Annotated in this window: 13 protein-coding genes; 1 reads left to right on the top strand and 12 read right to left on the bottom strand. The window is 61.8% G+C overall.

The features are described from left to right. Nucleotides 1–25: 25 nt before the first annotated feature. The 12 genes from ACCD00_RS06045 to ACCD00_RS05990 form a co-directional block, all read right to left on the bottom strand. The gene (locus ACCD00_RS06045; protein ID WP_008018646.1) at nucleotides 26–748 is read right to left on the bottom strand and encodes an amino acid ABC transporter ATP-binding protein; all 723 of its coding nucleotides are present in this window, start codon (nucleotides 746–748) and stop codon (nucleotides 26–28) included. Continuing rightward, the gene (locus tag ACCD00_RS06040) at nucleotides 741–1391 is read right to left on the bottom strand and encodes an amino acid ABC transporter permease (protein ID WP_008018647.1); all 651 of its coding nucleotides are present in this window, start codon (nucleotides 1389–1391) and stop codon (nucleotides 741–743) included. Before ACCD00_RS06040 ends, ACCD00_RS06045 begins: the two co-directional genes overlap by 8 nt. 10 nt (nucleotides 1392–1401) lie before the next feature. Further along, nucleotides 1402–2067, bottom strand: coding sequence for an amino acid ABC transporter permease (locus ACCD00_RS06035; protein ID WP_413422811.1), 666 nt, complete (start codon nucleotides 2065–2067; stop codon nucleotides 1402–1404). Next, entirely contained in the window at nucleotides 2060–3838 is a 1779-nt protein-coding gene (locus ACCD00_RS06030) for an aconitase X (protein WP_413422809.1), read from the bottom strand. The genes ACCD00_RS06035 and ACCD00_RS06030 overlap by 8 nt, the downstream gene beginning before the upstream one ends. Before the next feature lie 10 nt (nucleotides 3839–3848). After that, entirely contained in the window at nucleotides 3849–4667 is an 819-nt protein-coding gene (locus ACCD00_RS06025; protein ID WP_008018651.1) for a transporter substrate-binding domain-containing protein, read from the bottom strand. Nucleotides 4668–4975: 308 nt separating this feature from the next. Next, the gene (locus tag ACCD00_RS06020; protein ID WP_413422807.1) at nucleotides 4976–5725 is read right to left on the bottom strand and encodes a helix-turn-helix domain-containing protein; all 750 of its coding nucleotides are present in this window, start codon (nucleotides 5723–5725) and stop codon (nucleotides 4976–4978) included. A 74-nt stretch (nucleotides 5726–5799) separates the two neighbouring features. Continuing rightward, the gene (locus tag ACCD00_RS06015; protein ID WP_413422805.1) at nucleotides 5800–7056 is read right to left on the bottom strand and encodes an FAD-dependent oxidoreductase; all 1257 of its coding nucleotides are present in this window, start codon (nucleotides 7054–7056) and stop codon (nucleotides 5800–5802) included. Beyond that, nucleotides 7053–7289: a 2Fe-2S iron-sulfur cluster-binding protein gene (locus ACCD00_RS06010; RefSeq protein ID WP_413422803.1), complete on the bottom strand. Its 237-nt coding sequence runs from the start codon at nucleotides 7287–7289 to the stop codon at nucleotides 7053–7055. Before ACCD00_RS06010 ends, ACCD00_RS06015 begins: the two co-directional genes overlap by 4 nt. Next, a complete protein-coding gene (locus ACCD00_RS06005; protein ID WP_413422801.1) occupies nucleotides 7282–8397 on the bottom strand; it encodes an NAD(P)/FAD-dependent oxidoreductase in 1116 nt (371 codons plus the stop codon). Before ACCD00_RS06005 ends, ACCD00_RS06010 begins: the two co-directional genes overlap by 8 nt. Further along, entirely contained in the window at nucleotides 8394–9326 is a 933-nt protein-coding gene (locus ACCD00_RS06000) for a 4-hydroxyproline epimerase (RefSeq protein WP_413422799.1), read from the bottom strand. The genes ACCD00_RS06005 and ACCD00_RS06000 overlap by 4 nt, the downstream gene beginning before the upstream one ends. Nucleotides 9327–9439: 113 nt before the next feature. Next, the gene (locus ACCD00_RS05995; RefSeq protein WP_007994315.1) at nucleotides 9440–10123 is read right to left on the bottom strand and encodes a GntR family transcriptional regulator; all 684 of its coding nucleotides are present in this window, start codon (nucleotides 10121–10123) and stop codon (nucleotides 9440–9442) included. A 180-nt stretch (nucleotides 10124–10303) separates the two neighbouring features. Then, on the bottom strand, nucleotides 10304–11218 hold the full coding sequence (locus ACCD00_RS05990) for a LysR family transcriptional regulator (RefSeq protein ID WP_413422797.1): 915 nt from the start codon (nucleotides 11216–11218) through the stop codon (nucleotides 10304–10306). A gap of 258 nt (nucleotides 11219–11476) precedes the next feature. Between ACCD00_RS05990 and ACCD00_RS05985 the strand changes: the two genes are divergently transcribed. Next, the gene (locus tag ACCD00_RS05985; protein ID WP_413422795.1) at nucleotides 11477–12499 is read left to right on the top strand and encodes a zinc-dependent alcohol dehydrogenase family protein; all 1023 of its coding nucleotides are present in this window, start codon (nucleotides 11477–11479) and stop codon (nucleotides 12497–12499) included. Nucleotides 12500–12738: the final 239 nt, after the last annotated feature.

Below are 12738 nucleotides of genomic sequence, written 5' to 3'. Positions count from 1 at the left end.
GTTTCGCCTGTGAAGGCCTCAGTCGCTATTTCACTGATTTCAGAAACTCTGCAGTCTCCGCACGCACCGGATTGCCAATCACCTGGTCCGGCGAACCAATCTCATGCACCAGGCCATTGCGGAAGAACGCCACACGGTCGGACACGTCCCGGGCAAAGCGGATTTCGTGGGTCACCAACACCATGGTCATGCCGTCTTCGGCGAGCATGCGCATGGTGTCCAGCACTTCACCTACCAACTGCGGATCGAGGGCCGAGGTGGCTTCGTCAAACAACATGTAGTCCGGTGACATGGCCAGGGCGCGGGCGATGGCCATGCGTTGTTGCTGTCCACCGGACAGCTTGCCAGGGAAGGTCTTGAGCTTGTCGCCCAGACCGACGTGGGTCAGTTGCTTCACCGCTAGCTCTTCTGCTTCAGCCTTGCTTTTACCCAGCACTTTGCGCGGAGCGAGCATGACGTTTTCCAGCACCGTCAGGTGCGGGAAGGCATTCCATTGCTGGAACACAATGCCGATTTTCTGCCGCAGGCGATTGAGGTCGGTGGCGCTGTGATGGACCTCGACGCCGTCAACGCGGATGTTGCCTTTCTGGATCGGTTCCAGGCCGTTGATGCACATCAGCAAGGTCGATTTGCCGGAGCCGGAGCCGCCAATGATCGACACCACTTCGCCCTTGTTCACCGTCAGGTTGACGCCCTTGACCACTTCGAGGTTGCCGAAGGATTTATGTACGTTGTCGATCTCAATCATTTTCTTGCCACCTTCTTTCCAGACGAGCGCCCAGGCGTGCGACCACCAGGCTCATGACGTAGTAGATAAGGCCCGCGATGCACAGCACCAGCAACGGTTCCTGGATGCGCGTGACGATGGTTTGCGAGGCGCGCAGCAGTTCGACGATACCGATCCACATCACCAGCGCAGTGTCTTTCATTACACCGAGCACCAGGTTCAGCCAGCCGGGGAACGCTACTCGGGTGGCCATCGGCAGAACGATCCAGCGCAAGTCCTGCAAGAAGCTCAGCCCCAGCGAACGGCTGGCCCGGCGCACTGTGAACGGCACCGCCAGCACGCCGGCACGCACGATCTCGGTGAAGTACGCCGCAGCGTAAACCCCCAACACAATGCAGCCGACGCTAAAGGCGCTGATGTTCAAACCGATGATGCTTTTGAGTGAGTTGAACAGTACGAACTGGATCAGCAACGGCACGCTGCGAAACACGTCCAGCACCCAGGCCAACGGCCGGCTGGCCCGTGGCAACAAGGCCCGCAGCAGGCCGAAGACCAACCCGGCCAAGGAGCCGAGAATGATCGACCAGAACGTCAGTTGCATCGTGACCCACGCACCGTTGAGCAGGAACATCAGGTCATTCGAGGAAAAATCGGTGGAAAACATGGACAGCTCCTCAGTAACGGAACAACCGCCAGGCCATCAGCCGGGCTGCCGCGACGATCGCCTTGGCAATCAAGTAATACAGCACCGCTGCAATGGCGAAATACTCGAAGGTGCGGAAGGTTTTGACGTTGTATTCCTGGGTCACACCGGTCAGATCATTGTTTAGTCCGACGATCACCCCCAGCGACGTCATCAACACCGCCCAGACCATCTGATTGGTCAGCGGGTAGAACACGACCCGCAGCAGTTGCGGGACGATGATCATGCGGTAGGCCTGGAAGGCACTCATGCCGAGGGAACGCGCCGCACGCACCTGCGTGTCAGGCACGGCCTTGAGGCCGCCGCGAAAGTTCTCCGCCAGATACCCGGCATTGTTGAAGGTGATCCCGGCCAGCAGGGCGAACCAGGAACTGACGTGCAGGTTCAGCGAGCCGAGGCCGAAGTAGAGGATGTAGATCTGGAACAGCGACGGGGTGTTGCGGGCAATCGATACCCAACCGTTGCCGAACCCGCGCAGTAATGGGTGTTTGGCCTCGCGCATCACCGTCAGGACCAGGGCGATCAGCACGCCGAAGATCATCGACAGCGCGGCGGTTTCGAAGGTGACGATGGCACCGGCAAGCATGTCCGGCAGGGCGCGCAAGGCGGAGCGCCATTGGAAGCTGTAGTCAAACATGCGCAGGGGTCTCCAGTAGGGCTGCAGGTTGTAACCAGGCCGGCAAACGTCCGCTGGCCATTGCGGTGCAGGCCGCGTCGACGCATTCGGCAAGGCTGGCGAAGTGCACCTTGCGGCCGACCAGGCCCGGTGCGTAGTGGGCGTATTTGCCCGAGTTGGTCATCAGGGTTTTAGCCGCCAGGGGGATTACGGGTTCGCCGAGCATGCACCAGCAGGTGTCGGTGACCAGGGTCGCGCCAAACGCTTCGATCACGGCGATGTGCCCGGCCTCGCGGGCCTGCTCCAGCACGGCACGGCCGCAGGTGATGGCAAGCACCACATCCGGGTGTCTTTGTCGTCCCCGGCACAGTTGCGCCAGGTGAGCGAACTCGCTGAGGGAAAAGTGCGGGTTACCCAGCGACACCACATCCACCCGGTTATCGCGAGCACTGTTTAGTTTGCGCCAGCTCGACAGCAGGTCCTTCAGGCGGATTTTTTCCACGGCAATGGCAGTGTCCGCATCCAGCACCTGCGCCGGGTCAATGGCCTCCGGGGTGACCCCGGCGATGTGGAACAGTGGTGCCGCAGAGGTGGTGGCGAAGGCCGCGCCAAAGGCTTTGAGGTCGTCCAGGCTCGGCTTGCGTTTTTCCAGTCCCAGCACCAGCGGCACGCGACTGCCGGCCAGGGCACCAATGTGGTAACCCAGCAGCGGGTAGAAGGCATCGTCCAGTTCACCGAGGGCAGGCAACTCGAGCTGCAACCGGGCCTTGCGTTGTGCGTCCAGGTGGCAGCCGATCAGCGGGGCGCGACCGGTGAGGGCGATGCAGATGTCCAGGTAATCCGGGTATTTCAGGGTGCGTGCACCGAGCACGCTGTTGGCGTAGACCACTGCGTTGGATTCCGCCCAGACGATTTGCTCGCCAGCCTTCGGTGCAGTGTCGAGCAGGTACGGCGCGCAAGTGAAACTGAGCTGTGCGCCCATCGCCATATAAGCATCGCCCAAGGCACTGGCCGGTTCACCCAGTGCCGGATCGATACCCAGTTCGCGCCAACGGCGCTGGTCGACGGAAATTGAATTGAGGGTGGTGGGCACTCGCACTTTTGCTCCCCATTGCACCAGTTGCCCGGCAAAGCGCAGGCTCGCCGGTCCGGTGTAAATGCAGCCGTCGATGTGTGCTTGAGTGACATCCACCAATTGGTCGGCACCCTGCAGTTCGGCCATACGCAGGACGATCTGCATGGCCATTTTCGCGGCCTTGCCATGCCGGCCATCGAGCATCGCCCGATCGTGCCCGGTGAGCCTGATCGAGGCGCTGCTGTCAGTGTTTGGTAATGGGCTGTCGAGCGCTTGCCAGGCGTCGCCCGGCAGGTGATCGAACAGGCTCAGCGTTGTATTTTCGACCCGGGCGAAGGCCTGGCCGCGCAAGGCGGCGAAGGCCTCCCTGCCGATGCACAGCACCGGCAGGGAACGGGCAAAAATGGTTTGCGCCACCAGCACGCCCAAGGTCAGGATCTCGTCGGCTTCGGCCAGCACCAATGCTGTCGGTGCATGGCCGTTGCTGATCAGTTCCATCAACACACTGCTGCCGGTGCACGAGCCGCGACCACTGGGAATCGCCAGCACGCGGCCGGCCAGGTGTTGGCCGCTGAGCGGGTGATGGCGGTCGATGACTTCACCCGTGCAGGGATCGACTCCGCCCCAGAAACTCAAGCCGACATCGGCGAACAGCAGGGCGCCTTGCGCGGCACCCGCCACCAGGCTGCGTCCGGTCAGAGAAATTGACCCAGGCATGCCGGACATCTCAGTAGTAGACCTGAGGCACGGTCAGGTTGGTCGGCGGGATCTCGGTGCCGACCCATTTAACGAACAGCTCCTTGTAGCGACCGTTGCGCACTTGTTGGTTGACAAACAGGTTGAGGTAGTTGAGCAGGCCGTACTCGCTGCGCTTGGCACCCAGGGACACGTAGTCGATGACGTACGGGGCGTTACCGGCGACTTTCAGGTTTTTGTATTTGCCCGACTTGAGGGTGGCGGCGGCCACGGTGTTGGTGACCACAGTGGCATCGATGTGGCCTTGGGCGACGGCTAGCAGGGTATCGCTCTGCGACTGGTAGGCTCGGAAACTGCCCGAGCCCCAGTTCTTCACGTCTTTCTCCAGGGCGATGGCCTCATAGGTGCCGCTGGTGTTGCCCACTGCTTTGCCCTTGAGGTCGTCGAAGCCGTTGATGCCGGTGTCGTCGCGGGTCAGCACTACCATCTGGAAGGCAAAGTAGGGCACGGTCAGGCCAACGGTCTTGGCGCGTTCGAGGGTGTCGGAGGTAGACGCGACGATCACGTCAGCCCGCCCGGAGACCAGTGCCGGAATGCGATCCGGGAACGGCGTTTCCACCACTTCGGCCTCGACCCCGAGGATCTTCGCCAGGTCGCGGCAATAGTCCACATCGAAGCCGGCCGGCGAGTTGCTGGCATCGCGAAAGCCCATGGGCGGGAAGTCCAGGGTCACCGCGCAGCGCAGCTTGCCCGAACCGATGATGTCGTCGAGCTTGTCGGCCTGGGCAGTGGCGATAAAGGAGGTACTGAGAACAGCGCTGAGGGCTACGGCAAATGCGGGGTTTTTCATAGAGGCCTCGTTGATGTGAAGTGCTGTTGAATATCGTATTGGGGATTTCGTATACGATATCAACAATAGCAATCAACGTGCCTATTTCCAGTCCGAGGTGTGAATTAGTTGTCAGGCCTTGGCGTAGAGGTTTTGTAGCGCTGCAACTCGTAGCGCGGTGACGCCAAGGCAGTGAGGACAGGTGTTACATTTGGGAGCAGCGGTAGCGTGGGCGCACCTTTAAGGAACACTGGTCAATGCTGTGTGCGGCCTTGAGCCACCGATGTCAGAACAATCGCTGAAGATCAAAAACGGATATGCCCCCAAACCTAACGCTGGTTGTCGCGATACTGACTCGGCGACAAACTGGTCAGCGCCCGAAACTGCCGGCTGAAGGCACTGTGGTCGGTGTAACCACAGCGCAAGGCAATCTCGGTAATCGGCAACCCGGTGTGCAGTAATAACCGCGAACCTTCTTCCAGGCGCGCCTTGTGAATCATTTGCCGTGGAGTGAGCTGGAACACCCGTTTGCAATGCCGCTCCAATTGCGCCACGGAATAGCCACCGATGGCGGTCAGTTCGGCGAGGCTGATGGAGCGGGCGAAGTGGCGGCGGATATGGGCATCCACGGCGGCGAGTTTCTGGAACGCGGGATGGTTGGACTGCGGCGATTGCAGGTCGCGGGAGATACAGGCCAGGCCCACGATTCGACCCTGTTCATTTTTCAAGGCAAGTTTGTGGGTCAGGCACCAGATCGGCTGATTGCCATAATACAAATGCAGCTCCAGCTTATCGGCCAGTTCGCGACCGCTGGACAGCACTCGCCGATCCTGCTCGGTGTACAGCGGACCGAAGCGTTCCGGGAAGACCATTTCGGCGGTGCGCCCCAGCAGTTCGTCCCTGTGTTTGAAACCACAACGCCGGGCCAGGGTCTGGTTGACGAAGGCGTAGCGGGCCTCGCAGTCCTTGATGAAAAACACCACGTCCGACAGGGTGTCGAGCAATAGCGCGATGGGCTGAAGGCTATTAAGCAGCGTCGGCAGATCGCATGGTTTAAAGGTGGTGAGCGAGGGATACATGGTGCTGGGGGTCTGAGGGGGACCCCCGGGATCATAGACACTCGGCAGCGTGGCCGAAACCCCAGGCGTGGTCATCACGCTGACGGGGTATCGTCCAGGGACATCAAGGTTTCGATCCGCGCCGGGCTGAAGGGTGGGCGCGGTGCCGAGGGCTGCCAACCAAACAAATGCTGTACTGCGCCGCCACACACCCGGCCCTGGCAGGCACCCATGCCGCAGCGACTGGCGAGTTTGGCTTCGCGCCAGCCAGAGTGACCGGTCAATGCCGCGTAGGGCACGTCTTCGCAGCGGCAAACCAGGGTGTCGGGTTGGGCCAGGGACTTGAGTCGCGGGTCGAGGGCGAACGCGCTGTTCAGCGCCTTGGCGAAACCCTGCCAGCGCGCCCGCCGCGGCCAGAATTGCTTGGCGGCTTCCAGATTGCCGACCGCAGCGTGGCCGGCAATTGCACCTTCCACCAAGGCCAGTTCACTGCCGCCGAACCCTGTGCATTCGCCCGCCGCATAATGATCGGCGCGGTTGCTGGCCTGCCAGGCATCCACCGTGATGGCTTGATCTTCGATGGCGCAACCCAGTGCCTGACCCAACTGAATATTGGGAATCAACCCGAAAGAACAGGCCAGCCGATCACATTCCAACTCAACAATGTTGCCTTGTTGTTGCAGGCGCACGCCTTCCACTCGGTCGGTGCCAAGCGCTGCCAATACGTGGGTGGCGGTGCGGTAGTGGTGGTCGAACAGGCTGAACGATTGCAGCCATTTGCCGGGCCAGCGCGGCAGTTGCGCTGCGAAACCGGCGACGGCGCTGCGGCTGGCCTGTTCGGCGATGCGTTGCACTTGCGCGCCATGCTGTTTGGCGGTGGCGGCACTGGCCAGTAACAGCGGGCCGCTGCCGGCGATCACCACGCGCTCGTTCTGAACCGGCAAACCGGCCTTGATCAGCGCCTGCAAACCACCCGCACCGGTGACTCCCGGCAGGGTCCAGCCGGGGAAGGGCAGCAGCAATTCACGGGCGCCGGTGCACAGAATCAGTTTGTCGTAGCTGATCAACCAGCCATGGTCGTCATCTTCGACCAGCAGTTGTTTCGCGCCGGGGGCGGCGATCACCCGGGTACCGGCGTGATGGCGGATGTTGTTGCACGACGCCAGACGCTCGCGCAGGCGCCGGGCCTGACCGGGCACGTTGGCTTGAGGTCCGGCGCGCCAGATTTGCCCGCCCGGCAGCGGGTTGTCGTCGAGCATGACAATGCGGGCGCCGCTGGGGGCGGCGGCAAGGGCGGCGCCCATCCCGGCAGGGCCAGCGCCAATGATCAACAGATCAGCGTATTCATTCATGGGCGAGTCTCCACCTGCATGCCGTCACGGCACAGGGTCTGGCAAGCCAGGCGACGCCGGCCATCGATGGTCACCCGGCATTCCTGACAAATGCCCATGCCGCACAGCGGCGCACGGCGCTGACCGCTGACTGAGGTGCGCGTGCAGCCGTCACTGGCCAACGCCAGGGCAGCGGCGACGCTGGTGCCTTCGGCGACTTTCAGGACGTGGCCGTCCAGCAACAACTCAGGCATAGACCGGTTCTCCGAGAAAACGCTGGGGCAGATAAGGTTGTGCGGCCAGTGGCGGGGTTTCGTTGAACAGTTGCGCCACCAGTAAATCGGCGGTGCCGGGGGCGGTGGTTACGCCCAGTCCTTCGTGACCGACTGCCAGCCACAAGCCTTGACGTTGTGGATGTTGGCCCACCAGCGGCAAGCCGTCGGGGCTGGCGGCGCGCAAACCGGTCCAGGCACGGATGCCATTGAGCCGGGCCAGCCCCGGCATGTACTCGGCGGCACGCTTGAGCATTTTCGCGAGCATCCAGCCTTCGACCTGCGGGTCGGTGGTGCCGAATTGCCGCGAGGCGCCGATGAACAGTTGCCCGGTGGGGCGCGGCTGGATATTGCAGGCGGTCGACGGCCCCGAGGCGTTGTGGGCACTGGTGACGTAACCCAGTTCCACCAGCGTATGGGTGACTCTGCCGGGGTAGCGGTCAGTGATAAGCAAGTGGCCTTTTTTCGGCTCGATGGGCAATTCCGGGCACAACTCGTTGGCTTGAATACCGTTGGCCAACACCACGGCATCGGCACTCAACCAGTGACCATCATCGAGGCAGACGCGGTTGCCATCGACCGCACTGACCCGTGCCCGGCGCTGGCGGATGTTCGGTGTTTCGAGCATCCATCCGGCCGTGGCCGGGGCGTATAGAATGCCGTCGCCAATGATCAGCAAGCCGCCTTCCAGTCCTTCGCTCAGTTCCGGTTCGCGCTGGCGCAGGGCATTGGCGCCGATCAGTTCGCACGCCACGCCCTGGGCTTGCAGGTTCAGGAATTTGCTGTGGGCCACCGCCATTTCTTCGACATTCGCTGCCAGCCACAGCGTGCCGTTGCAGCGGTAGGCACAGCTGTCGGGCAGGTCCGCGCCCAGTTCGCGCCAGCGCTGCAACGAATATTGACTCAGGGCCAGTTCGGCGGGGTTGTCGTCGAGTACCAGCAAGTGGCCCATGCCGGCGGCTGTGGCGCCGTGCAGGCCGGCGTCCAAAACCAGCACCTGCAAGCCGCGACGGGCCAGCGCCTGGGCACAGGCGGCGCCGATAATGCCGGCGCCGATCACGATCACATCGGCTACCTGGCCCTCGTTCATGAACGAATGCCCCAGGCGAACGGGTCGTCCTGTTCGATGATCAGGCTCGCCTCGGCACTGATGAACGCGCGACCACGAATGGTCGGCACGATGCGCTCACCCTGCAGTTCGTAGGAACCCTCGAACTCGCTGCCGATGACGCTGGCCTGGCGCCAGATCTGCCCCGGTTGCAACTTGTCGTCGGCGGCCAGGCATGCCAGTTTGGCACTGGTGCCGGTGCCGCAGGGCGAACGGTCATAGGCTTTGCCGGGGCAGAGCACGAAGTTGCGGCTGTCGGCGTGATCGTCATCGGCGAACAACTCGACGTGATCGATCAAGCCGCCGTCTTCACCGCGAATGCCTTGGGCTTCCAGTGCTTGCTGCACGGCGAAGGTGTAAGCGGTCAGTGCTTCGAGGTTGTCGCCGGCCACCCGCAGGCCATGCTCGGCGATCAGGAAAAACCAGTTGCCGCCCCAAGCGATATCACCGACCACCTGGCCGATGCCCGGCACCTGCACCGCCAGCGCTTTGCGATAACGGTAGGCCGGCACGTTGCGCACGCTCACCGAATGGTCTTCGTGCAGGGTTGCCTGCACCGTGCCCACCGGCGTTTCGATGCGGTGCACACCGGGGCCGATCTTGCCCAGGTGCGCCAACGACGCCACCAGGCCGATGGTGCCATGGCCGCACATGCCCAGATAACCGGTGTTGTTGAAGAAAATCACCCCGGCACAGGCGCCAGGGTCCACCGGCGCGCAGAGCAGGGCGCCCACCAGTACGTCACTGCCCCGTGGTTCCAGCATACAGGCGGCGCGCCATTGATCATGCTGTTCGCTCAATACCTTGCGCCGTTCGACCATGCTGCCAGTGCCCAGGTCAGGAAAGCCGGCGGTCACCAGGCGGGTCGGTTCGCCGCCGGTGTGGGAGTCGATCACAGAGATGCGTTTCATGGGAGGGCCACGTCCATTCGGTTGAGTGAACGCAAGAGTGGCCCGTGCGGCGGGTGTCGGCTTGATGGATTTAGTCTGTGTCGATGACGAAATCGGCACAGCTTCCGCAGCTGTCAGTGGGTGTGGGGCAGGTGCTCGAACAGGGTCGTGCAGACGCCGGCAATGTGCTCGTCCAGAAGCTTCACCGCCAGGTCCACATCCCCGGCGCGGCAGGCCGCCAGGATCTCGCGGTGTTCGTGATCGGCCCGCTCCTTACCGGCCGACAAGCTCATCTGCATGCGTAGATAACGCTCCAGCTTGTCGTTGACCGAACGGATCAGGCTCACCAGAAACGGTCGCTGCGCCGGCTCGTACAGGCAGGAATGCAGTTCCCAGTTGAGCTCGGCCCAGCGCCCCACGTCGTCCTCGCCGATGAACTCCTGACAGATGCGCTCGGCACGGGCGAAGGTCTCTTCGGTCATGTTCGGAATGGCCAGGCGCAGAATCTTGTCCTCCAGCAACATCCGCACTTCGAACATCTGCGCCAGTTCCGCATCGGAAACCCGCGTGACCATTGCCCCGCGATTGCGCTGGAACATCACCAACCCTTCGGCCTCCAGCCGCTTGAGGGCTTCGCGCACAGGGATCTTGCTGACATTGAACTGGCGGGCGATGTCGTCCTGGCGAATCGGCTCATCCTCGGCAAAATGCCCGGCGACAATCGCATCCCGCAGATGGCGCGTGATGATTTCCGAAGTCGAAGGCGTGTTACCAAGGTCGGGTGCGTTGAGTTTGGGTAGGTTCACGGCGGCGGTCATTTGGAGTGAGATAGCGCTAGGGTATACGAAATTCTTTTGCTGATCTTCCCCGGTTCGACGTCGATGCACCCGATGTCGGTCATGCAACCCGCTACAACAAAACGGGCGCCCGCTGAGGCGCCCGTTTTCATTCAGGCCTGCGCCAAACCTGGTCCCCTTGGAGGTATTCTACAAGCCTTCTCAGAGGCTATCCGGATCCCCGAAGAACATCTGAATCCGCGACCTTAACCAGCGCTCCCCCGGATCATTGTCTTGGGACCCGCGCCAGGCCATGTGCAGTTCGAAACTGCGTACCGGCAACGGCGGATCTTCGGCCCGTACACCACCGGCGGCAGTCAGTGCTTCGGCGGTATAGTCCGGTACCGTCGCCACGATGTCGGTGCCGGAGAGCAGGGTGCTCAGCCCGTTGAACTGCGGCACCGCAAGCACCACATGACGTTTGCGCCCGAGCTTTTCCAGCTCTTCATCTATGAAGCCGCTGAGGTCGCCGGCAAACGACACCAGTGCATGGGGGCGGGCGCAGTAGTCATCCAGGCTCAACGGCCCCGGCACGGTGTCGGCGCGCAACAGCTTCGGCTTGCTGCGGCGCAGGACCTTGCGCTTGGCATTGGCCGGCAGGTCGGTGGTGTAACTGACGCCGATGGAGATCTCGCCGGATGCCAGCAACCCCGGCATCAGGATGTAGTTGACCCTGCGCACCACCAGCACAATCCCCGGCGATTCGGCACGCAGGCGCTTGAGCAGCATGGGCAGCAAGGCGAATTCGACATCGTCCGACAGGCCGATGCGGAACACGGCGGTACTTGTGGCAGGATCGAACTCGGCGGCACGGCTGACGGCCGTGGAAATCGAATCCAGTGCCGGCGACAGCAGGGCGAAAATCTCGATCGCCCGGGCGGATGGCTCCATGCTGCGGCCGGTACGCACAAACAAAGGATCATCGAACAACCCGCGCAGGCGCGAGAGCGCCGCACTGATGGCTGGCTGGCCGAGGAACAGTTTTTCCGCGGCACGGGTCACGCTGCGTTCGTGCATCAATGTTTCGAAAACGATCAACAGGTTCAGGTCGACACGACGTAGGTCATTACGATTCATCTGGAGTCCTGGCAGAGTCAGCAAACTTGACGTGAGCGGCCATATGAGAACAATGGCCAGCAGGAATATTACGGGGAAAGGCTGGTACTCTGCACCGGGTAATTCCAATTTCCTGCCAAGGAGGCCAGTTTCCTGCGGCATTTGACGATGCTGTGGAATCAATGACAGGCATGTCGACTATTAATAGCCACTGATAGTGTTGGGTTGAAAGCCCAGCTAGAGTTCAAGGCATTAGAGGTTCATTTGGCGAGGTTTGCGATGTCCCGCACGATCCGTTTTCACAAGTTTGGTCCAGCCGAGGTGCTCAAATGCGAAGAGCATGCGGCGGCTCTGCCTGCACCGGGCGAAGTGCAGGTGCGCGTCGAAGCGATCGGCATCAGCTGGTATGACATTCTCTGGCGCCAGAACCTGGCCTCGTCCCATGCTCGCCTGCCTTCAGGCCTTGGTCATGAAATGGCCGGTATCGTCACCGCCGTCGGCGAGGGCGTGGATGACCTGGCGGTTGGTGACAAGGTTGCCAGCTTTCCGGCCCAAAGCCCGAACGATTACCCGGTCTACGGCGAGCAGATCGTTCTGCCGCGCTCGGCACTGACCCGCTACCCGGATGTGCTCAGCCCGATTGAAGCCAGCGTGCACTACACACCGTTGCTGGTTGCCTATTTCGGCTATACGGATCTGGCACGGGTCAAGCCCGGGCAGTTTGCCCTGGTGACCGACGCCAGCCATTGCGCCGGCCCCTCGTTCGTACAACTGGGCAAGGCCTTGGGTGTTCGAGTGATCGCCGCGACCAAGAGCGCGGAGGAGCGTGATTACCTGCTGTCGCTGGGTGCCGAGAAAGTCATCGTCACCGAGGAAGAGGATCTGCTGATGCGGATCAACAAAATCACCGATAACCGCGGCGTGGATGTGGTGTTCGATGGTTTGGGCGGTCCTCAGATGTCGTTGCTTGGCGATGTGCTGGCGCCGCGCGGCAGCCTGGTGCTGTACGGCCTGCAAGGTGGCAACCAGACGCCGTTCCCGGCCTGCGCAGCGTTCCAGAAGAACATTCAGTTCTTCGTACACTGTATCGGCAACTTCACGGGCAAGCCGGAACTGGGCATCACCCAGGACCAGGCCGCACTGCAACGTGCCTTGCGCGACATCAATCAACTGACCGCCGATCGCGTTCTGCTGCCGCTCAAGACTCGGGTCTTCCCGTTTGCCGAGTTTGTCGAAGCGCACCGCTACATGGACGAATGCCCGTGTCGCGAAAGGGTTGCGCTGCAGGTCGAACCGGCATAACGCTCATCCAGGACCCGATCCAGTAACCCCGCTCAAGAGTCCGTGCCCACACGGACTCTTTCGTTTCAGCCCTCCGAAACCCGTCGATCCGCAGACCGGTCCAGCAACTGAACTGGTTTTTGCTCGTAATCTGTAGCTTCTAATCAGCCACTAAGCCCTGATAATTGAATGATTACTTTCATCTCAAGGAATGAGTCATGGCTGGGTGTCAGGCTGTAACTTTTCAACGTGCGCCGTGG

The organism is Pseudomonas sp. Pseusp3, from assembly GCF_047304225.1.
Taxonomy (GTDB): domain Bacteria; phylum Pseudomonadota; class Gammaproteobacteria; order Pseudomonadales; family Pseudomonadaceae; genus Aquipseudomonas; species Aquipseudomonas fluorescens_CD.
This window is presented reverse-complemented; position numbering and strand designations above follow the sequence as displayed.

What these genes read in the sequence shown, in the direction of transcription:
- ACCD00_RS06045 (WP_008018646.1), bottom strand. Translation starts at nt 748, where the DNA reads ATGATTGAGATCGACAACGTACATAAATCCTTCGGCAACCTCGAAGTG.
- ACCD00_RS06040 (WP_008018647.1), bottom strand. Translation starts at nt 1,391, where the DNA reads ATGTTTTCCACCGATTTTTCCTCGAATGACCTGATGTTCCTGCTCAAC.
- ACCD00_RS06035 (WP_413422811.1), bottom strand. Translation starts at nt 2,067, where the DNA reads ATGTTTGACTACAGCTTCCAATGGCGCTCCGCCTTGCGCGCCCTGCCG.
- ACCD00_RS06030 (WP_413422809.1), bottom strand. Translation starts at nt 3,838, where the DNA reads ATGCCTGGGTCAATTTCTCTGACCGGACGCAGCCTGGTGGCGGGTGCC.
- ACCD00_RS06025 (WP_008018651.1), bottom strand. Translation starts at nt 4,667, where the DNA reads ATGAAAAACCCCGCATTTGCCGTAGCCCTCAGCGCTGTTCTCAGTACC.
- ACCD00_RS06020 (WP_413422807.1), bottom strand. Translation starts at nt 5,725, where the DNA reads ATGTATCCCTCGCTCACCACCTTTAAACCATGCGATCTGCCGACGCTG.
- ACCD00_RS06015 (WP_413422805.1), bottom strand. Translation starts at nt 7,056, where the DNA reads ATGAATGAATACGCTGATCTGTTGATCATTGGCGCTGGCCCTGCCGGG.
- ACCD00_RS06010 (WP_413422803.1), bottom strand. Translation starts at nt 7,289, where the DNA reads ATGCCTGAGTTGTTGCTGGACGGCCACGTCCTGAAAGTCGCCGAAGGC.
- ACCD00_RS06005 (WP_413422801.1), bottom strand. Translation starts at nt 8,397, where the DNA reads ATGAACGAGGGCCAGGTAGCCGATGTGATCGTGATCGGCGCCGGCATT.
- ACCD00_RS06000 (WP_413422799.1), bottom strand. Translation starts at nt 9,326, where the DNA reads ATGAAACGCATCTCTGTGATCGACTCCCACACCGGCGGCGAACCGACC.
- ACCD00_RS05995 (WP_007994315.1), bottom strand. Translation starts at nt 10,123, where the DNA reads ATGACCGCCGCCGTGAACCTACCCAAACTCAACGCACCCGACCTTGGT.
- ACCD00_RS05990 (WP_413422797.1), bottom strand. Translation starts at nt 11,218, where the DNA reads ATGAATCGTAATGACCTACGTCGTGTCGACCTGAACCTGTTGATCGTT.
- ACCD00_RS05985 (WP_413422795.1), top strand. Translation starts at nt 11,477, where the DNA reads ATGTCCCGCACGATCCGTTTTCACAAGTTTGGTCCAGCCGAGGTGCTC.